Annotated in this window: 12 protein-coding genes, 1 rRNA gene and 1 riboswitch; of the genes, 8 read left to right on the top strand and 5 right to left on the bottom strand. The window is 55.7% G+C overall.

Annotated features, from left to right (window positions below; all coding sequences use genetic code 11):
- The 5 genes from rrf to aceK all read left to right on the top strand — a co-directional run.
- A 5S ribosomal RNA gene (gene rrf, locus ABIE29_RS23145) occupies positions 1-98 on the top strand; the annotation flags it as partial.
- Positions 99-605: 507 nt separating this feature from the next.
- On the top strand, positions 606-1,535 hold the full coding sequence (metA, locus tag ABIE29_RS23140) for a homoserine O-succinyltransferase MetA (protein WP_429621644.1): 930 nt from the start codon (positions 606-608) through the stop codon (positions 1,533-1,535).
- A gap of 375 nt (positions 1,536-1,910) precedes the next feature.
- Entirely contained in the window at positions 1,911-3,509 is a 1,599-nt protein-coding gene (gene aceB, locus ABIE29_RS23135; protein WP_429621642.1) for a malate synthase A, read from the top strand.
- A 46-nt stretch (positions 3,510-3,555) separates the two neighbouring features.
- A complete protein-coding gene (gene aceA / locus ABIE29_RS23130) occupies positions 3,556-4,863 on the top strand; it encodes an isocitrate lyase (protein WP_021180852.1) in 1,308 nt (435 codons plus the stop codon).
- A 62-nt stretch (positions 4,864-4,925) separates the two neighbouring features.
- Complete coding sequence (gene aceK / locus ABIE29_RS23125) at positions 4,926-6,671, top strand: bifunctional isocitrate dehydrogenase kinase/phosphatase (RefSeq protein ID WP_429621640.1); 1,746 nt, start codon at positions 4,926-4,928, stop codon at positions 6,669-6,671.
- A 33-nt stretch (positions 6,672-6,704) separates the two neighbouring features.
- On the opposite strand, the gene edd is transcribed toward aceK, so the two are convergent.
- From edd to iclR, 3 genes are all read right to left on the bottom strand, one after another.
- Positions 6,705-8,519 carry a phosphogluconate dehydratase gene (gene edd, locus ABIE29_RS23120; RefSeq protein WP_429621638.1) on the bottom strand — a complete coding sequence of 605 codons (1,815 nt, stop codon included), beginning with the start codon at positions 8,517-8,519 and terminating at the stop codon, positions 6,705-6,707.
- Positions 8,516-9,049 carry a gluconokinase gene (gene gntK, locus ABIE29_RS23115; protein WP_429621636.1) on the bottom strand — a complete coding sequence of 178 codons (534 nt, stop codon included), beginning with the start codon at positions 9,047-9,049 and terminating at the stop codon, positions 8,516-8,518. The genes edd and gntK overlap by 4 nt, the downstream gene beginning before the upstream one ends.
- Positions 9,050-9,339: 290 nt before the next feature.
- Positions 9,340-10,170 (bottom strand): glyoxylate bypass operon transcriptional repressor IclR, encoded by an 831-nt coding sequence (gene iclR / locus ABIE29_RS23110; RefSeq protein WP_429621634.1) that lies wholly within the window; start codon positions 10,168-10,170, stop codon positions 9,340-9,342.
- 274 nt (positions 10,171-10,444) lie between these two features.
- Here iclR and metH point away from each other — a divergent pair, with 274 nt between their 5' ends.
- Together metH and ABIE29_RS23100 are read left to right on the top strand one after the other, a co-directional pair.
- Entirely contained in the window at positions 10,445-14,125 is a 3,681-nt protein-coding gene (gene metH / locus ABIE29_RS23105) for a methionine synthase (RefSeq protein ID WP_429621632.1), read from the top strand.
- A gap of 281 nt (positions 14,126-14,406) precedes the next feature.
- Complete coding sequence (locus ABIE29_RS23100) at positions 14,407-16,056, top strand: Na/Pi cotransporter family protein (RefSeq protein WP_429621630.1); 1,650 nt, start codon at positions 14,407-14,409, stop codon at positions 16,054-16,056.
- A 103-nt stretch (positions 16,057-16,159) separates the two neighbouring features.
- On the opposite strand, the gene panS is transcribed toward ABIE29_RS23100, so the two are convergent.
- Both panS and lysC read right to left on the bottom strand, forming a co-directional pair.
- Positions 16,160-17,080, bottom strand: a complete 921-nt coding sequence (gene panS, locus ABIE29_RS23095; RefSeq protein WP_429621628.1) for a ketopantoate/pantoate/pantothenate transporter PanS — start codon at positions 17,078-17,080, stop codon at positions 16,160-16,162.
- A 261-nt stretch (positions 17,081-17,341) separates the two neighbouring features.
- Positions 17,342-18,709 carry a lysine-sensitive aspartokinase 3 gene (gene lysC / locus ABIE29_RS23090; protein WP_429621626.1) on the bottom strand — a complete coding sequence of 456 codons (1,368 nt, stop codon included), beginning with the start codon at positions 18,707-18,709 and terminating at the stop codon, positions 17,342-17,344.
- Between the two features lie 110 nt (positions 18,710-18,819).
- Positions 18,820-19,013, bottom strand: a riboswitch (Lysine riboswitch).
- Between the two features lie 337 nt (positions 19,014-19,350).
- Here lysC and pgi point away from each other — a divergent pair.
- On the top strand, positions 19,351-20,997 hold the full coding sequence (gene pgi, locus ABIE29_RS23085; RefSeq protein ID WP_429621624.1) for a glucose-6-phosphate isomerase: 1,647 nt from the start codon (positions 19,351-19,353) through the stop codon (positions 20,995-20,997).
- Positions 20,998-21,133: the final 136 nt, after the last annotated feature.

Here is a 21,133-nt window from a genome sequence, read left to right as displayed (position 1 = left end):
GTGGTCCCACCTGACCCCATGCCGAACTCAGAAGTGAAACGCCGTAGCGCCGATGGTAGTGTGGGGTCTCCCCATGCGAGAGTAGGACACTGCCAAGCATCAATTAAGCCAAGAGGCCATCCGCAAGGATGGCCTTTTTGCTATGCATGGAACACCGAAAGTCGGACTCAAAACGTAGGGCGCTGCATGCTGCGCCCGTCTGGGTAATCAAGGGTGAGCCAGAGATCGCGGTTCCCCCTCACCCCCACCCTCTCCCAGGGTAGTGACCGGGGATATCATGAACACCTGAGTGGGGGAGAGGGAGCAGCCCGGCATCGTTGAGAAGTCTGTGCTGCTTCGGCAGGTGAGAAGTCACGGTGGAGTATGATGCAGAAAGATCAGCGGACTCGATCGGTTCCCTCTCCTGGGGGAGAGGGCTAGGGTGAGGGGACGACTGCCAACTAAACAGACAAAAGCCCCCTGCTTTACTATTTACGAACAGCCCTCCCTGCCTGACTATGAAACATTTTCACCTTCCCGCTGAATCCTCGACATGAGGCAAAAAAAGCGCTATCTTCGGGCATCTAGAAGTCTAAACGTATAAACGGATGTGTGAGGGGTAAGCAATGCCGATTCGTGTTCCTGATGAGTTACCTGCGGTCAATTTCTTGCGTAATGAGAACGTGTTTGTCATGACATCCTCACGCGCAAAAACACAGGAAATCAGGCCATTAAAGGTACTCATCCTCAATCTGATGCCGAAAAAGATCGAAACGGAAAACCAGTTTCTGCGTTTACTTTCCAACTCCCCATTGCAGATCGATATTCAGTTACTGCGCATCGATAGCCGTGAATCGAAGAACACGCCTACGGAGCATCTGAATAATTTCTACTGTAACTTTGAAGATATCCAGAATGAGAACTTTGACGGGCTGATCGTCACCGGCGCTCCGCTGGGCCTGGTGGACTTCTGTGATGTCGCCTATTGGCCGCAGATCGAGCGAGTGATTGAGTGGGCCAAGGATCATGTGACCTCAACCCTGTTTGTCTGTTGGGCAGTGCAGGCCGCGCTAAACATCCTGTACGGCATTCCAAAGAAGACGCGTGACGTAAAGCTCTCTGGGGTGTACCAGCATCGAACGCTGCACCAGCATGCCTTGCTGACGCGGGGTTTTGATGAAACCTTCCTGGCTCCTCACTCCCGTTATGCCGATTTCCCAACCGAGATCCTGCGGCAGTACACCGATCTGGATATCCTGGCTGAATCAGAGCTGGCCGGTGCCTATCTGTTTGCTACCAAAGACAAACGCATGGCCTTTGTCACCGGGCATCCGGAATATGACACCCTGACGTTAGCGGGTGAGTATTGTCGCGATAACGATGCAGGCCTCAACCCGAGCGTACCGTTAAATTATTTCCCCGATGATAACCCCGAATTGCCCCCCGCAGCGTCATGGCGAAGCCATGGTCACCTGCTGTTTTCCAACTGGTTGAACTACTACGTTTACCAGATCACGCCGTTCGATCTGCGTCATATGAATCCTACCCTCGAATAACATTTTTCTCTGCACCGGGTGGCTGAATCGAGGCCACCCTGGTTTACCCCGCCGTTTTTCCTGCCAAGTCTGCAACGTTTCAGTACCTATAACTCATTTAAAAACAACGTATTACCGATATTCCTTTGTCGTAATGGAACCGGTTTCCTAGTTTGTTATTAATGATAAATAATCTAATTAATTGATAATAAAAGGTTAATAAAATATTTATTAAAAAAATGGAAATCGTTTTTGATTTTTAATTTTTGTTGGTTATTCTAGGATCCTGCGGGGTGACATCTGACCAGTTGGCGGTCTTTTTTTCACCCGATTTCCGACAACAATGCTTCGCCTGGCCTGCAATGGCGGCGTGGAATGATGGAAAGGATCAAGACAATGACGCAACAGATGGTAGGCACAGAATTAGCGTTTACACAGACTTTCGGCTCTGCAGAGCGGCAGGTTCTGACGGATAACGCGGTCGAGTTCCTGGCTGAACTGGTGGGGAAATTTACGCCACAACGCAATAAGCTGTTGGCGGCACGTGCCAACTGGCAAGAGAAAATCGATCGCGGTGAGTTGCCTGGATTTATTTCGGAAACGGATTCCATTCGGCAGGGTGACTGGCAGATCCGCGGCGTTCCCGCTGACTTGCGCGATCGCCGGGTTGAGATTACCGGTCCGGTTGAACGTAAAATGGTGATCAACGCCCTCAATGCCAACGTCAAAGTGTTTATGGCCGACTTTGAAGACTCACTGGCACCCAGCTGGGACAAGGTTATCGACGGGCAGATCAATCTGCATGATGCGGTCAACGGCACCATCTCTTACACCAATGAAGCCGGCAAGATTTACCAGCTCAAACCCAACCCGGCGGTGTTGATTGCCCGCGTGCGCGGCCTGCATTTGCCGGAAAAACACGTACAGTGGCAGGGGGAAGCGATTCCTGGCGGGTTGTTCGATTTTGCCCTCTATTTCTTCCATAACTATCGCCAACTGCTGGCAAAAGGCAGTGGTCCGTATTTCTACCTGCCGAAAACCCAGTCCTGGCAGGAGGCTGCCTGGTGGAGCGAAGTCTTTAGTTTTACCGAGGATCGCTTCGAGTTACCGCGCGGCACCATCAAGGCCACGGTGTTGATTGAAACCCTGCCCGCGGTATTCCAGATGGACGAGATCCTGTATCACCTGCGCGATCATATCGTCGGGCTGAACTGTGGCCGTTGGGACTACATCTTCAGCTACATCAAAACGCTGAAGAACCATGGCGATCGAGTCTTGCCGGATCGTCAGTCCGTCACCATGACCCAGCCTTTCCTCAGTGCCTATTCACGCTTGCTGATCAAGACCTGCCACCGCCGTGGAGCTTTTGCGATGGGCGGAATGGCGGCGTTTATCCCCAGCAAAGACGCCGAGCAGAACGCGGTGGTATTGGGCAAGGTGCGTGCGGATAAAGAACTGGAAGCGACCAATGGCCATGACGGGACTTGGGTGGCACATCCAGGTCTGGCCGATACGGTGATGGAAGTGTTTAACCGCATCCTGGGTGAGCGACAGAACCAACTAGACGTGTCGCGTGAGAATGATGCTCCTATCACGGCGGCGCAACTGCTGGAGCCGTGTGACGGTGAGCGTACCGAAACCGGTATGCGTGCCAATATCCGCGTGGCGGTGCAATACATTGAAGCCTGGATCTCCGGCAATGGCTGCGTACCGATTTATGGCCTGATGGAAGATGCCGCTACCGCCGAGATTTCACGTACCTCTATCTGGCAGTGGATCCATCATGAGAAAAGCCTCAGCAATGGCCAACAGGTAACCAAAGCCCTGTTCCGCCAGATGCTGCAGGAAGAGATGCAGGTCGTTCGTAAAGAACTGGGTGATGCGCGTTATCACGCAGGCCGTTTCGAAGAGGCGGCGCAACTGATGGAGCGTATTACCACCCAAGACGAATTAATCGATTTCCTGACCTTACCCGGCTACGAATTACTGGCCTGAAACCGTTCCTGACCTTTAACCCTACAGTATTGAAAAGGATAAAAATATGACGACCTCTCGTACCCAACAGATCCAACAGCTGGAGCAGGAATGGAAATCAGCACGCTGGGAGGGCATCACCCGTCCTTACAGCGCCGAAGACGTGATCAACCTGCGCGGCTCGGTTAATCCGGTTTGCACCTTGGCGCAAAACGGTGCAGCGAAACTCTGGGAACTGCTGCACGGTAAATCCCGCAAAGGGTACGTGAACAGCCTTGGGGCATTGACCGGTGGCCAGGCGCTACAACAGGCGAAAGCGGGCGTAGAAGCGATCTACCTTTCAGGTTGGCAGGTCGCGGCCGATGCTAACACCGCTGCCGCTATGTATCCCGATCAATCACTGTACCCGGTAGACTCCGTCCCAACGGTGGTTGAGCGTATCAATAATACCTTCCGTCGGGCGGATCAGATCCAGTGGGCAAACCAGATTGAACCTGGCAGCAAAGGCTATACCGATTACTTCCTGCCGATCGTGGCGGATGCCGAAGCCGGGTTTGGCGGCGTGCTGAACGCCTTCGAACTGATGAAGGCGATGATCGAAGCCGGTGCCGCCGGGGTGCATTTCGAAGATCAACTGGCGGCGGTGAAAAAGTGTGGCCATATGGGCGGCAAGGTCTTGGTACCGACCCAGGAAGCTATCCAGAAGCTGGTTGCGGCGCGCTTGGCCGCTGACGTTCTCGGTGTCCCAACCCTGTTGATTGCTCGTACTGATGCCGATGCGGCAGACCTGCTGACCTCCGATTGCGATCCGTATGATAGCGCCTTCGTGTCTGGTGAACGCACCGCCGAAGGTTTCTACCGTACCCATGCCGGTATTGAGCAGGCGATCAGCCGTGGGCTGGCCTATGCGCCTTATGCCGATCTGGTGTGGTGCGAAACCTCTACGCCGGACTTGGAAGCTGCGCAACGCTTTGCCGATGCGATCCATGCCAAGTTCCCGGGCAAGCTGCTGGCCTATAACTGCTCACCGTCGTTCAACTGGAAAAAGAACCTGGACGATCAGACTATCGCCCGCTTCCAGGACGCGCTGTCCGCCATGGGCTACAAATACCAGTTCATCACGCTGGCCGGTATCCATAGCATGTGGTTCAACATGTTCGATCTGGCACATGCTTATGCGCGTGGCGAAGGCATGAAGCACTATGTTGAAAAAGTACAGCAGCCGGAATTTGCCGCCGTCGAACGCGGTTACACCTTTGCTTCGCATCAGCAGGAAGTGGGGACCGGCTACTTCGATAAGGTGACCACCATTATTCAGGGGGGCGCTTCCTCAGTAACGGCACTGACCGGCTCTACCGAAGAACAGCAGTTCTGATCCCCCAAGGGGCCTGGCACGGTGTCAGGCTCTTGTTTCATTCCTGAATGGCAGAGGCAAAGATGGCGGAAAAACTGGAGCTGTTGATTGCACAGACGATCCTGCAGGGCTTTGATGCGCAATATGGCCGCTTTCTGGAAGTCACGGCCGGAGCGCAGCAGCGTTTTGAGCAGGCAGACTGGCCCGCCGTACAGCAGGCGATGAAACGACGTATCCATCTTTACGACCACCACGTCGGCCTGGTGGTCGAGCAACTGAAATGCATCACCGGGCAGAAATATTACGATGCGGATTTCCCCAACCGGGTGAAGGCGGTTTATACCGAACTGTTGCCCGACTATCCGCGTTTTGAGATTGCCGAAAGTTTCTTTAATTCGGTTTACTGCCGGCTGTTCAAACATCGGGATTTAACCCCGGACAAGCTGTTCGTTTTCAGTTCGCAGCCTGAACGGCGCTTTCGCGATATCCCCAGGCCATTAGCCCGTGATTTTACCCCCAACGGTGATTTGGCAGCCATGCTGCACAGCCTGTTGACCGACTTGCCACTGCGCCTGCCGTGGGAAGATCTGCCACGCGATATTCGTTATATCACCCAAGCCTTACTGCAAACCTTCAGCTCCCAACAGCTAGCCGGAGCGACGTTTCAAATCGGCAATGAGCTGTTTTACCGTAACAAGGCGGCCTGGTTGGTCGGTAAGCTGCGGTTGGCCGATGGGGTTTACCCGTTCCTGTTGCCGATCCACCATAGCGAGTCAGGCGCGTTGTTCATTGATACCTGCCTGACCAGCAAGGCAGAAGCCAGCATCGTGTTTGGCTTCGCCCGTTCCTACTTTATGGTCTATGCCCCGTTGCCAGCGGCGATGGTCGAATGGTTGCGGGAGATCCTGCCGGGTAAAACCACCGCCGAACTGTATATGGCGATCGGCTGCCAGAAGCATGGCAAAACCGAATGCTACCGCGAATACCTGAATTTTATGGCGCAGTCGCAGGAGCAATTCATTATTGCGCCGGGCGTGAAAGGCATGGTGATGCTGGTGTTTACGCTGCCGTCCTTTGATCGGGTATTCAAAGTGATCAAAGACGAATTCGCGCCGCAGAAAGAGGTTACGCAGGCGCAGGTGATGGCCTGCTACCAACTGGTAAAAGAACACGATCGCGTCGGGCGGATGGCCGATACCCAGGAATATGAGAATTTTGTGGTGGATAAAGCGCGCATCAGCCCCCAACTGCTGGCGGAGTTACAGCGTGAAGTGCCTGAAAAGCTGGAAGATCTCGGCGATCGTGTGGTCATCAAACATTTGTATATGGAACGGCGGATGACGCCGCTGAACCTGTATCTCGAGCAGGCTGACGAACGGCAAATGCATGACGCCATCGAAGAATATGGTAATGCGATCAAACAGCTGGCTGCGGCCAATATCTTCCCCGGCGATATGTTGTTCAAAAACTTCGGCGTGACGCGTCATGGCCGCGTGGTGTTTTACGACTACGACGAGATTTGCTACATGACCGAGGTGAATTTCCGTAATATCCCGCCGCCACGCTATCCGGAAGATGAATTGGCCAGCGAACCCTGGTACAGCATTTCACCCAACGACGTCTTCCCCGAAGAGTTTCGCCATTTCCTGTGCGGCGACCGGCGTATCCGCAAGGTCTTTGAGGAGATGCACAGCGATTTGTTCGAAGCGGATTACTGGCGAGGGTTGCAGCAACGCATCAAAGAGGGGTACGTCGAAGATGTGTTTGCCTACCGTAAAAAGCGGCGTTTCAGCCAGCGGTTACCTTCGGGATACGCGCAGGCTGGCTGATAGCAGGCCCAGCAGGCTGGGCCAGGGTCAGGATTAAAACGTGATGCAGCAGGCGCCCTGTTCGGCCCCGGAAAGCTGGCTGCGTAGCGCACCGAACAGTTCACGGCCACAGCCGTTCCTTTCACCGCTCAGATCGGGCTGATAGGCTGTGCGCAGGGCCAATTCGGCTTCAGCGACTAGCAGTTGCAGCTCGCCGGTGCGGCCATTCACCCGGATAATATCGCCGCTTTGTACTTTGGCCAGCATACCGCCAGTGTACGCCTCCGGGGTGACATGGATCGCGGAAGGAACCTTGCCGGAAGCGCCGGACAGGCGGCCATCAGTCACCAACGCCACCTTGAAGCCGCGATCCATCAATACCCCAAGCGGTGGCATCAGCTTATGCAGTTCAGGCATGCCATTGGCCTGTGGCCCCTGGAAACGTACAACCACCACGCAGTCCCGATCCAACTTGCCCGCTTCGAAGGCGGGGACGATATCGTGCTGGCTTTCGAAGACTATCGCCGGGGCTTCGATAATCTGATTATCGGCAGGCACCGCCGACGTCTTCATCACCGCACGGCCCAGATTACCGGCCAGCACCTTGGTGCCTCCATGGTGCTCGAACGGTTTGGCTATGCTGGCAATCACGTTAGCGTCCAGCGAACTTGCTGCCCCGTCACGCCAGGTCAACCGGCCATTATCCAGCCAAGGTTCCTGGGTGTAGCGCTCCAGGCCGAAACCGGCGACGGTATGCACATCCTGATGCAGCAGGCCGCTGTTCAGCAACTCACGTACTACTAACTGCACGCCACCTGCGGCCTGGAACTGGTTGATATCCGCCGGGCCGTTGGGGTAGATGCGGCACAACAGTGGCACCGAGTCGGAAAGCTCAGAGAAGTCATCCCAGTTGATGATGATGCCCGCTGCGCGAGCCATGGCCACCATATGCATCGTCAGGTTGGTTGATCCCCCGGTGGCTAGTAGCGATACGATACCGTTGACCACTACTTTTTCATCTACCAACTGGCCTATCGGCAGGTAATTACCAGCGGTTTCTGTCAGGCGGGTGATTTGGCGAGCGGCGGCATCATTGAGCGCATCGCGCAGCGGTGTGTCTGGATGAACGAAAGAGGCGCCGGGCAGATGCAGGCCCATCACTTCCATCACCATCTGGTTGGTGTTGGCGGTGCCGTAGAAGGTACAGGTGCCAACGCCGTGGTAAGAGGCGGCCTCGGCTTCCAGCAGCGCGTGGCGATCGGCTTTGCCCTCCGCATACAGCTGGCGCACACGCACTTTCTCTTTATTCGGCAGGCCGCTGCTCATCGGCCCGGCAGGCACAAACACCGCAGGCAAATGGCCGAAGGACAGGGCGGACATCACCAACCCTGGCACAATCTTGTCGCAGATACCCAGAAACAGCGCGCCATCAAACATGTTATGGGAGAGACCGATGGCTGCGGACATGGCAATTACATCACGGCTCATTAACGACAGCTCCATGCCGTCCTGCCCCTGCGTCACGCCATCGCACATTGCTGGTACGCCCCCTGCGACCTGGCCAACGGCGCCAACGCTGTGCAGTGCCTGCTTTAGCCGCTGTGGGTAGTTTTCATAAGGCTGGTGGGCGGAGAGCATATCGTTGTAGGCGGTAATGATGGCGATATCGCTGCGCACCATGTTTTTCAGGGCGGCCTTATCATCGGGCTGGCAGGCGGCAAAGCCATGGGCCAGGTTGCCACAGGCTAGCTGCGAGCGGTGTACCGTCTGCGCACGGGCTTTATTAATACGTGCCAGATAGGCTGTTCGGCTTGCTTTTGAACGTTCAATGATGCGTTGTGTAACCTGGGCCAGTGTGTTGTTAATCATACTGTCCTCACTGTGCAGCTCTGGATATGCCGTACGGTGTCGGCAATCACCGCATCCAATGGCTGATCGATATCGATGGTCTGGACGTCGTTTTCATCCTGGCCCGGCTGCTCCAGCGTGGCGAACTGGGTGACCAGCATTTGGGGTTTGAAGAAATGCCCCTTGCGGGCAGCCAGCCGAGCCTCGATCACCGAGAAATCACCGTGCAGATAGATAAACGACAGGTTGTCGTTACCGGCACGCAGCCGATCGCGATAATGTTTTTTCAGCGCAGAGCAGACGATGATGGAGACTGAATTGGTACGCTGCATGGCGAAAGCCGCGTCGTTCAGGGCGGCCAACCACGGTGCACGATCGTTGTCATTGAGCGGTTCGCCTGAGGCCATTTTCTGGATATTGCAGCGCGGATGGAGAAAGTCACCGTCCAGGAAGTTGGCGGATAGCCGTTGGGCAACGGCATTGGCGACGGCAGACTTGCCGCTGCCGGAAACGCCCATAATGACGTAAACACGATTCTGATTATTGATCATGGTTTGGTTCTCCCCACCTGCGAGTCATAGTCTGCTGCGGCAATATTTGGTTATCGGCTTTCTGTTACCGGTAACATGTTATCGGTAACATTGTCGAGGGAAGTACCAAAGGTTGCAATCGGCTTTCGGCGGCAAGTTCACTAATTGTGATCGAATTCATACTTTTCGCCGAATGCGAAACAAAGTCTCTATAGCGCGATACAGAAAAATAACAGGGGGGATTTGCTGGTCATCACGATGTTGGGGCGCTGCATGTTGTGCCCGTCTAGCCGTATGCAGCGCCCGTCTAATCACCGTACGCCGCCGTACTCCAGGCTGATCTCTTTTGCGGCGTGGATCACCAGTGCACCCAACTCCGTCACGCGATCGTCGGTAATACGCGATACCGGACCGGAGATGGAGATGGCGGCAAAGGCTTCGCGGTGTTCGTCAAAGATGCAGGCGGCCAGACAGCGTAGGCCAAGGGCATGTTCTTCATCGTCAAGCGAGAATCCCTGCTTGCGGATCACCGCCAACCCTTCTTTCAGGTTATGTGGCGTTAGCGTATGCGGGGTATAGGTGTGCATGCCTTTTTTATGCAGCAGCCGGGTTACCTCATCGTCCTGCATGCTGGCCAGAAAGGCTTTGCCAGCACCGGAAGCATGCATCGGCAGCTTGCCGCCAATCGGGGCCGACATGCGCATCAACGCGGTGCATTGCACCTGATCGATAATCACCGCCTGATCTTCGGCTTTGTCCATCACCGCCAGGTTGACCGTTTCACCGGACTCTTCCATCAGGCGGCGCAGCGTTGGGTGCACCATGGCCAGCAGGTTACGGCTTTGCAGGAAGCTGCTGCCTACCACAAACGCATGCGCCCCCATGGTCCACAGGCCAAGATCGCCCACCTGACGGACAAAACCCTGCTGCTGCATGGTCGTCAGCAGGCGATGAGTGGTGGAGTTGGGCAACCCGGCCTGCTGGGCCAGATCGGTCAGTGCCACGTTGCCTTGCGCTTCGGCAATATATTCCAATAGCTTCAGGCCACGGGTCAGTGACTGGACCTGGCCGGTCGCCGTGCTGGCGGTGGGCGCGGCGGCACGAGGTTTTTTACCGCGCTTGGCGGGAACGGGAGTGGCCATGATTCACCTTATGCTTTCCGTATGATGGAATTCATTTTCGTTTTTTGAGTATGAATTGCAAGTTGCTTCTCCGCTCATCGGATCTGTTGCTTGGCGAACCTGAAAAACTCTCAATACCCGCTCGCAACTTTGCCGCGATAACCTGTGCTAGGATGTCAGACCCTCCATCTTTCAAGTTGCAGGATGCATGACGGGCGCAGCGTGCCGCGCCGCTACAACATTGGGATGTGGGGTATAAGTCGTCGGGTGGATAATCGGGTGTGAAGGGGATACAGTGATAAATCGAGTGGAACAACTGCGTCAGCAGCTATCGCAGCGTATTTTAGTGTTGGACGGCGGTATGGGCACCATGATCCAGAGCTATCGGCTGGAGGAGGCAGACTACCGCGGTGAGCGTTTTGCCGATTGGCAAAGCGATCTGAAAGGCAATAACGACCTGCTGGTGTTAAGCAAGCCGGAGGTGATCACCGCGATCCACAACGGTTACCTGGAGGCGGGGGCCGACATCCTCGAAACCAACACCTTCAACTCGACCACTATCGCGATGGCCGACTACCATATGGAGTCGCTGTCCGCCGAAATTAACTACCAGGCCGCTGTGCTGGCTCGCGCCTGTGCTGATGAATGGACGGCGCGCACCCCGGAAAGACCGCGCTACGTCGCTGGCGTGCTTGGCCCAACCAACCGTACCGCTTCTATCTCCCCTGACGTTAACGATCCGGCCTTCCGTAATGTCTCTTTTGATCAGTTGGTAGAGGCTTACCGCGAATCAACCCGCGCGCTGGTGGCAGGGGGCGTCGATCTGATCATGATCGAAACCATCTTCGATACCCTGAATGCCAAAGCGGCGGCCTTTGCGGTCGAAACCGAGTTTGAAGCGCTGGGGGTGACCTTACCGATCATGATTTCCGGCACCATCACCGACGCCTCTGGCCGCACCCTTTCCGGCCAGACCACCGAAGCGTTCTACAACTCGTTGCGTCACGTCAAACCGCTGACCTTTGGCCTGAACTGTGCGCTTGGCCCGGATGAGTTACGCCAATACGTGGCGGAGTTGTCGCGCATCTCTGAAAGCTATGTCACTGCCCACCCGAACGCCGGTTTGCCCAATGCCTTTGGTGAATACGATCTCGATGCTGAAGAGATGGCTAAACAGGTGGGCGAATGGGCGCACGCTGGTTTCCTCAATATCATCGGTGGCTGCTGTGGCACCACGCCGGCGCATATTGCCGCGATGGCTAAAGCGGTCGAGGGCGTACCGCCACGGCAACTGCCAGAGCTACCGGTGGCTTGCCGCCTGTCCGGCCTGGAACCACTGAATATTGATGCCAAATCGCTGTTCGTCAACGTAGGCGAGCGTACCAACGTTACCGGCTCGGCCCGATTCAAGCGGTTGATTAAAGAAGAAAAGTATAACGAGGCGTTGGCCGTGGCCCGCCAGCAGGTGGAGAGCGGTGCCCAGATCATCGACATCAACATGGATGAAGGGATGCTCGACGCCGAAGCGGCGATGGTGCGTTTCCTCAGCCTGATCGCCGGTGAGCCGGATATTGCCCGTGTACCGATCATGATCGACTCCTCCAAATGGAGTGTGATCGAAAAGGGCCTGAAATGCATTCAGGGCAAAGGCATCGTCAACTCGATCTCGATGAAAGAGGGAGAAGAAGCCTTTATCCACCATGCCAAACTGGTACGCCGCTACGGTGCCGCCGTGGTGGTGATGGCCTTCGACGAGGTTGGTCAGGCGGATACCCGCCAACGCAAATTTGAGATTTGCCGCCGTGCTTACCAGATCCTGACGGAACGCGTGGGTTTCCCGCCGGAAGACATCATCTTTGACCCGAACATTTTTGCCGTCGCGACCGGTATCGAAGAGCATAACAACTATGCCGTCGACTTTATCGAAGCCTGCGCCGACATCAAAACCCACCTGCCGCACGCGATGATCTCCGGCGGCGTGTCCAACGTCTCCTTCTCGTTCCGTGGTAACGATCCGGTGCGTGAAGCGATCCACGCGGTATTTCTGTATCACGCCATACGCAACGGCATGGATATGGGGATCGTTAACGCCGGGCAGTTGGCGATCTATGACGATCTCAGTACCGAACTGCGTGAAGCCGTTGAGGACGTGGTGCTCAACCGCCGTCAGGACGGCACCGAGCGCCTGCTGGAGCTGGCGGAGAAATACCGGGGCAGCAAAGACAATGAAGTGGCGGTGCAGCAGGCCGAATGGCGCGGTTGGCCGGTAGTGAAGCGCCTGGAATATTCGCTGGTCAAAGGTATTACCGAATTTATTGAGTTAGATACCGAAGAAGCGCGCCAGCAGGCGGATCGCCCGATCGAAGTGATCGAAGGGCCGCTGATGGCCGGCATGAACGTGGTGGGCGATCTGTTTGGCGAGGGCAAAATGTTCCTGCCGCAGGTGGTGAAATCGGCCCGTGTGATGAAGCAGGCGGTGGCCTACCTTGAACCTTACATTGAGGCCAGCAAACAGAAGGGCACTACCGCCGGGAAAATTCTGCTGGCGACGGTGAAGGGCGACGTGCACGACATCGGCAAAAACATTGTCGGTGTGGTGCTGCAATGTAACAACTACGAAATTATCGATCTGGGCGTGATGGTGCCGACGGACAAGATCCTGAAAACCGCCCGTGAGGAGAAAGTGGACATTATCGGCCTGTCTGGCCTGATCACCCCGTCGTTGGACGAAATGGTGAACGTAGCAAAAGAGATGGAGCGTCAAGGCTTTACTCTGCCGCTGCTGATCGGCGGGGCGACTACCTCCAAGGCTCATACTGCGGTGAAGATTGAGCAGAACTACAGCGGCCCGACTACCTATGTGCAGAACGCCTCGCGTACCGTTGGCGTGGTTGCGGCGCTGCTGTCAGACACCCAGCGGGACGAGTTTGTCGCCCGTACCCGCAAAGAGTATGAAACCGTGCGTATCCAGCATGGGCGTAAAAAACCGCGTACGTCGCCGGTCAGCCTGCAACAGGCACGGGATAACGCCATGGTGCTGGATTGGGAAAACTACCAACCGCCAGTGCCGAACAAACTTGGGGTGTTCCCGGTGGAGGCCAGCATTAACACGCTGCGCCATTATATCGACTGGACGCCGTTCTTTATGACCTGGTCGCTGGCGGGCAAGTATCCACGCATTCTGGAAGATGAAGTGGTAGGGGAAGAGGCCAAGCGCCTGTTCCAGGATGCCAACGAAATGCTGGATATGCTGGCCGCTAACGGTAGCCTTAACCCGCGTGGCGTCTACGGCCTGTTCCCGGCCAACCGCGTAGGGGATGATGTGGAAGTCTACCGGGATGAAAGTCGCACCGAAGTGCTGGTAGTCAGCCGTCATCTGCGTCAGCAAACGGAAAAAACCGATTTCCCGAACTACTGTCTGGCCGACTTTGTCGCCCCGAAAAGCAGCGGCAAAGCCGACTATTTTGGCGCATTCGCGGTAACCGGTGGGCTGGAAGAAGATGCATTGGCAGCGGCTTATGATGCCAGACATGACGACTACAACAAGATCATGGTCAAGGCGCTATCCGATCGTCTGGCGGAGGCCTTCGCCGAATATCTCCACGAGCAGGTGCGCAAGCTGCACTGGGGCTTTGCCGCCGATGAAAATCTGAGTAACGAAGAGCTGATCCGTGAGAATTATCAAGGCATTCGTCCGGCCCCCGGCTATCCTGCTTGCCCGGAACATACCGAAAAAGCGGAGATCTGGCAGTTGCTGGACGTTAACCGCCATACCGGTATGGAACTGACCGAATCCTTCGCCATGTGGCCTGGGGCGGCGGTATCAGGCTGGTATTTCAGCCATCCGCAGAGCAAGTACTTTGCTGTGGCACAGATCCAGCGCGATCAGGTCGAAGACTACGCGCAGCGTAAAGGGATGAAGATCGGCGACGTAGAGCGCTGGCTGGCCCCGAACTTAGGATACGATGCGGATTAATTGCCATACCCGTCGTCTTTCAAGCTGCAGCGTTGTTATCCGCACATGAGTTACTCGGCCCATCTGTGAGTCGCGTCCTTTCGGGGGCGTGGAGTACCGAGTTCAAATTGCTGTACAAGGATGTACAAATGCCGCGAGCGCAGGTATGCGCTAGAGCGGCCAACTTGCAATCTATAGGATATAAAAGAGAAGTAAGCGATTTGCCGCTGTCCTGCTTAACTGGCGTCTGGCAGGCGGGATAGCCTGTGGTGCCTGCCGGGCGTCAATGGAGTGAGCCTTCCGTGTTGACCCTTCTTAATCTGCTTTCCGCCATTGCCATGCTGGTGTGGGGAACCCATATCGTCCGGACCGGCATCATGCGGGTCTATGGTGCCAATCTGCGCCAGATTCTGAGCAACAGCATAGAGAAAAAGCCGTTGGCCTTTGTGGCTGGCATCGGTGTAACTGCGTTAGTGCAAAGCAGCAATGCGACGGCGTTGCTGGTTTCTTCTTTTGTGGCGCAAGGGCTGGTAGGGCTTGGGCCTGCGCTGGTGATTATGCTGGGGGCCGATGTTGGTACGGCGATCATGGCGCGGGTGCTGACGTTCAATCTCTCCTGGCTTTCACCGCTGCTGATTTTTGTCGGCGTGATTTTATTCCTTAGCCGTAAGCAAACCCGTGTCGGCCAGATGGGGCGCGTTGCCATTGGTCTCGGCCTGATTGTGTTGGCGCTGGAATTGATTGTGGCTGCCGCTACGCCGATCACTCAGGGCTATGGCGTCAAGGTGATCTTCTCGTCGCTGACCGGCGATGTGATGCTTGATGCGCTGATCGGTGCCCTGTTTGCCATTATCAGTTATTCCAGCCTGGCGGCGGTGTTGTTGACCGCGACATTGACCGCCTCGGGAGTGATTTCTCTACAGGTGGCGCTGTGCCTGGTGATCGGGGCCAACTTGGGCAGCGGCCTGCTAGTGATGCTTAACACCAGCGGCCAGAATGCCGCAGGCCGCCGCGTAGCGTTGGGGAGCCTGTTGTTCAAGTTGCTGGGATGTGCGCTGGTGCTGCCGTTTGTTTCCGTGATTGCGCATGGCATGGAGCGGCTGCCGGGTAATGCCGAAGAGCTGGTGATCTACTTCCACATGTTCTACAACCTGGTGCGCTGCCTGTTACAGGTGCCGCTGTCCGGAGCGATGGCACGCCTGTGCGAAACGCTGATCGTCGATGTTCCCGCAGATGATCCCCGCTTACGTCCACGTCACCTTGACGTCAGCGCCCTGGATACGCCAAGCCTGGCCTTGGCCAATGCGGCGCGGGAAACCCTGCGGATGGGGGACGTGATAGAACATATGATGATCCTGCACCATGAGGTGCTGCACGGTAAACGTGGCCAGGACAAAGAGGTGCGCCGTCTGGATGATGACGTTCACGTGCTGTACACCGCCATCAAACTTTACCTGGCACAGATCCAGAGGGAAGATCTGGGAGAGGCGGATTCGCGCCGTTGGGCGGAGATTATCGAAATGGCCCTCAACCTGGAGCAGGCTGGCGATATCATCGAACGTATGGCTAGTGATGTGGCGGATCAATCACATGGTGCGCGCAGTTCGTTCTCCGCCGAAGGTCTGGCGGAACTGGACCAGTTGCATGAAAAGTTGACCGACAATCTGCGCCTTAGCCTGTCGGTGTTTCTCTCCGGTGATATCACCAGCGCCAAGCGGTTACGCCGTTCCAAGCACCGTTTCCGCATTCTGGATCGTCGCTATGCTCATGCGCACGTCGATCGCCTGCATCAGCAAAATGTGCAAAGTATCGAAACCAGCTCGCTGCATCTGGCGCTGTTGGGGGATATGAAGCGGCTTAACTCGTTGTTCTGCGCGGTGGCTTATAATGCACTGGATCAGGATGAGAAGGACGATGACCGTGACTGGGAAGAAAGTCCTAGAACGCCATAGTGAATGAAGGGCCGTTGATGGCCCTCAGATTGATGACAAAGTGGCAATGTTGGTGAATGGGTAGGGGCGCCGCATGCAGCGCCCCTTGTGTGCCTGTTTGCCATTAATCCACTTTCTTGATCGGGCGGCCAGACCAGTAACCCGCCAGCAGTGACCCGGACAGGTTGTGCCATACCGAGAACAGCGCACCCGGCAGCGCGGCCAGCGGTGAGAAGTAGATCTTGCCCAGCGTTGCCGCCAGCCCGGAGTTTTGCATCCCGACTTCAATAGCCAGCGTACGGCAGGTCGATTCGTCGAACCCGAGCATTTTTCCTCCCCAGTAGCCCCCGAGCAGCCCGATGCCGTTATGCAGGATCACCGCAATAATCACCACAAAGCCTACCGAAGCAATATGGCTCTGGCTGCCAGCCACCACTGCACTGATGATCGCCACAATGCAGACCATTGACAGAGCTGGCAGATAGGGCTCAACCCGCTTGACGGTTTTGGTGAAGCTGTGGTGGACGATCAGGCCCAGCCCAATCGGGATCACCACGATCTGCAGAATGCTGAATAACATCCCCATGATATCCACACTGATCTCGGCATCGACATACAGGCGTGTCAGCAGCGGGGTGGCAAAGACACCAACCAGCGTAGAGACGGCCGAAATGGTCACTGACAGGGCGACATCGCCTTTAGCCAGATAGATCATCACGTTGGAGGCTGTGCCGCTGGCTACGCTGCCTACCAGTACCATACCGGCTGAGAGATCTGGCGGCATACGGAACAGCATCGCCAGCAGCCAGGCGGCCAGCGGCATAATCAGGTAATGCAGGAAAATCCCCGCCGCTACCGGGCCGGGGCGCGACAGAACACGCTTGAAGTCTTCCAGGCGCAGGGTGACGCCCATGGCAAACATGATCAGCATCAGCAGCATACTGACGTAAGGGCTGATACCGGTAAAGGTCGACGGGGTGTAATAGGCCGCAATGGAGAGCAGCACGGCCCATAATGGGAATAAGCGGGTGATTTTTGCCAGCATGAGAGAGGTTATCCTTTGCCAATATTGAACGTGAAGGTAGTGGTGTGTGTTGTTGTGGGCCCAGTGCGCTGAGCCTCTGTAGATTCAGTTAAGGCCAATCAATCTCCCCTCACCCCGGCCCTATCCCGATATAGCGTCCAGGGATACCTGTTGTACTGTGGTGGGGAGAGGGGGCGAGTTCGGCGCTACAGGTAGGTGCAGATATTAACCTGTGGCACGTTAAGTCCCCTCTCCCTGTGGGAGAGGGGTAGGGTGAGGGGCTTACTCAAACAGATTGTGATGCAGCGTTTGTACCACGCGCTCCGCATCATCGCCCGGCACCAGGAAGCACAGGTTATAGCTGCTGGCTCCGTAACAGATCATGCGGATATTGAACGGATCCAGCACGCCGAACACCTCTTTACCGACGCCACAAGCCTGGGAGAGCTTGTTGCCGATCAGGGCGACCAGCGCCAGATTTTCTTCCACTTCCACCCGGCACAGTGAGGACAGCTCGGTGAGCAGGGAAGTCGTTAACAGACTGCCGCCGGTGGTCGTAGAGCCGGTGGTATCCATGGTCAATGCCACGCTGACTTCGGAGGTGGTGATCAGATCGACCGAGATATTATGACGGGCCAGAATGTTGAACACTTCAGCCAGGAAGCCGCGTGCGTGCAACATGTTCAGGCTGTGCAGCGTCAGCAGGGTTTGCTTACGGCGCAAGGCCAGTGCGCGGAACAACGGCGGGTTTTCCGTGGTATTGCACACCAGTGTGCCACCCGCGGCGGGATCTTTGCTTGAGCCGACGAAGACCGGAATGTTGCTGCGCACGGCAGGCAGCAGAGTGGCCGGGTGCAGTACTTTGGCACCGAAAGTGGCCATTTCCGCCGCTTCTTCAAAGGCAATTTTATCGATACGTTTGGCGGTAGGTACCACGCGTGGGTCGGTGGTATAAATACCCGGAACATCAGTCCAGATATCCACGCGGCTGACGTTTAATGCTTCACCCAACAGGGCTGCAGTAAAGTCACTGCCGCCACGGCCTAGCGTAGTGGTTCGGCCTTTGGGTTCGCAGCCGATAAAGCCCTGGGTGATCACCAACGCTTGTTGCAGGCGCGGCTTCAACAGGGTTTGAGCCAACTCGGTCAACGTGGCGCTGTCCGGCACGGCACGGCCGAAATGGTCGTCGGTACGCATCACTTTACGTACATCGAACCATTCTGCCTGTACCTTACGGCCGCGCAGAATTTCCACAAACAGCAGGGTAGACATCAGCTCGCCATGGCTGACCAGTTCATCGGTCAGTGCGGCAGAGGTGGCCAGAGCAGCGGCTTCCGACAGCGTGGTGATATTTTCCAGCATGCGGTCGATTTCTTGGCGGATCACCACTGGGTTATCGAGGCGATCGAGAATGGCGTATTGAATACGGCGGATTTCAGCCAGCTGTTCGTTGCGCTTGTCGGCGTCGCAACCTTCGGCCAGGGCCACCAACAGGTTGGTGATACCGGCAGAGGCGGAGAGAACCACCAAACGGACATCGGGATTGGAAAGCACCACGTCGGCGCTGCGGTTCATCGCATCGAAATCGGCTACGCTGGTGCCGCCGAATTTGGCTACTACGGTTGTGTTTTGGGGTGCTGCTTGAGTCATGTGAAACCTCGTGTCAGGGACGCCATTCAAATTGGCATTTTATTTCCATAAGCCTTGGCACAAGGGAAGAGCGGTAAACAGGGAGCAGGCGTAGAGGTTGAGGCTACGATACACCCAGAAGCGCCCCACCTTGCTGACTGCTCATACAGAGCAGCCCATGGTGACAACTCAGGGGATTCAGCCCCTGTAGCCGACGTGATGATTGCCGTAAGCATCTCGCCTCGGCGTCGCTCCCCCTCCAGTGCCGTCATCGGATAATGGCTCCTCTGACACTCTACCTGGGCGACGCGCCTCTTCTGGCTTGCACAGTAGATGTGCAAGTAGGCTGTTAGGAATAACGGGTTTAGCTGTCGCTGTCAACGGGTAGACGCTGAGGGATTTTCATCTGTGGTCTGGAGGGAGCAGAGCGACCGAATATTGCGGACTGCGCATTAACAGAAAAACGTGGTTAGAGGGACGTTTCAGCGTAGTGATAACAGGCTGTTAGGTGAAATATCAGCAGATTGTTGTGGAAAGGTAAAAATGGGGTGCGACGGTCTGAGAGTTAACGCCTATCGCAAGAAAAGAGATCATAATCACAGACGAACAGGCTACAATCGGCCCATCACTTCATATTCATTCTCAAGCATAAGAGCGCCGCTATGAAAAATATCAATCCTAGTCAAACCGCTGCTTGGCAAGCCCTGCAGCAACATTTCGAACAAATGAAAGACGTCCAGATCCGTGACCTGTTTGCTCAGGATAGTGAGCGTTTCTCCAAGTTCTCTGCCACCTTCAACGATCAGATGCTGGTAGATTATTCCAAAAACCGCATCACCGTAGAAACCCTGGAGAAACTGCAGGCACTGGCGAAAGAAACCGACCTGCAAAGCGCGATCAAATCGATGTTCTCCGGTGAGAAAATCAACCGGACAGAAGATCGTGCAGTGCTGCATGTTGCCCTGCGTAACCGTAGCAACACGCCAATCATGGTTGATGGCAAGGACGTGATGCCGGAAGTCAATGCGGTGCTGGCGAAGATGAAACAGTTCTGCGACCGCGTCATTGGCGGTGACTGGAAAGGTTACACCGGCAAACCGATTACCGATGTGGTCAACATCGGCATCGGCGGTTCAGACCTCGGCCCTTATATGGCAACCGAAGCGCTGCGCCCGTATAAAAACCACCTGAACATGCACTTTGTGTCCAACGTAGACGGCACCCATATCGCCGAAACGCTAAAACCGTTGGATCCGGCGACTACGCTGTTCCTGGTGGCGTCTAAAACCTTCACGACTCAGGAAACCATGACCAACGCCCACAGCGCGCGCGACTGGTTCCTGAACACCGCTGGCGATCAGCAGCACGTCGCGAAACACTTCGCCGCGCTGTCTACCAACGGTAAAGCGGTGGCCGAATTTGGTATCGACACCGACAATATGTTCGAATTCTGGGACTGGGTGGGTGGCCGTTACTCTCTGTGGTCGGCAATCGGCCTGTCTATCGCGCTGTCTTTGGGCTTTGAAAACTTCGAGCAGCTGTTGAGCGGCGCGCATGAGATGGACAAGCACTTTGCCCAGACGCCTGCCGAGCAAAACCTGCCGGTGCTGTTGGCGCTGATCGGTATCTGGTACAACAATTTCTTCGGCGCAGAAACCGAAGCGATCCTGCCGTACGACCAGTATATGCACCGTTTTGCCGCTTATTTCCAACAGGGCAACATGGAGTCTAACGGCAAATACGTTGACCGTAACGGCAATCCGGTAGATTACCAGACCGGCCCGATTATCTGGGGTGAACCAGGCACCAACGGCCAACATGCGTTCTATCAGCTGATCCATCAGGGGACCAAGCTGGTGCCTTGCGACTTTATCGCTCCGGCCATCAGCCATAATCCACTGAGCGACCACCACGCCAAACTGCTGTCGAACTTCTTCGCACAAACAGAAGCGCTGGCGTTCGGTAAATCACTGGATGTGGTTGAGGAAGAGTTCGCCGCACAGGGTAAAAAACCGCAAGAGGTTAAGCACGTTGCCCCATTCAAAGTGTTTGAAGGCAACCGCCCAACCAACTCCATCCTGCTGCGTGAAATTACCCCGTTCAGCCTGGGTAGCCTGATTGCCCTGTATGAGCACAAGATCTTCACCCAAGGCGCGATCCTCAACATCTTTACCTTCGACCAATGGGGCGTAGAACTGGGTAAACAGCTGGCTAACCGTATTCTGCCGGAACTGGCGGGTAAAGAAGCAGTGAGCAGCCACGACACCTCAACCAACGGCTTGATCAATCGCTTTAAAGCCTGGCGTTAAGCTTTCCTGAATGCCAGCCAATAAAAAAACCCGCCGCGGCGTAATGCCGGTCACTTAAGGTGACCGGCATTGTTTTTAAAGGGATATTTTGCCCTTTTCTCCCTGATTTCTCTTTCATACTCCCGTTCTCGTCTCG

The sequence above is a fragment of the Serratia sp. 2723 genome, from assembly GCF_050434425.1.
Classification (GTDB): domain Bacteria; phylum Pseudomonadota; class Gammaproteobacteria; order Enterobacterales; family Enterobacteriaceae; genus Chania.
Note: the sequence above shows the minus strand (reverse complement) of the source record. Positions and strands in the feature narration are given on the sequence as shown.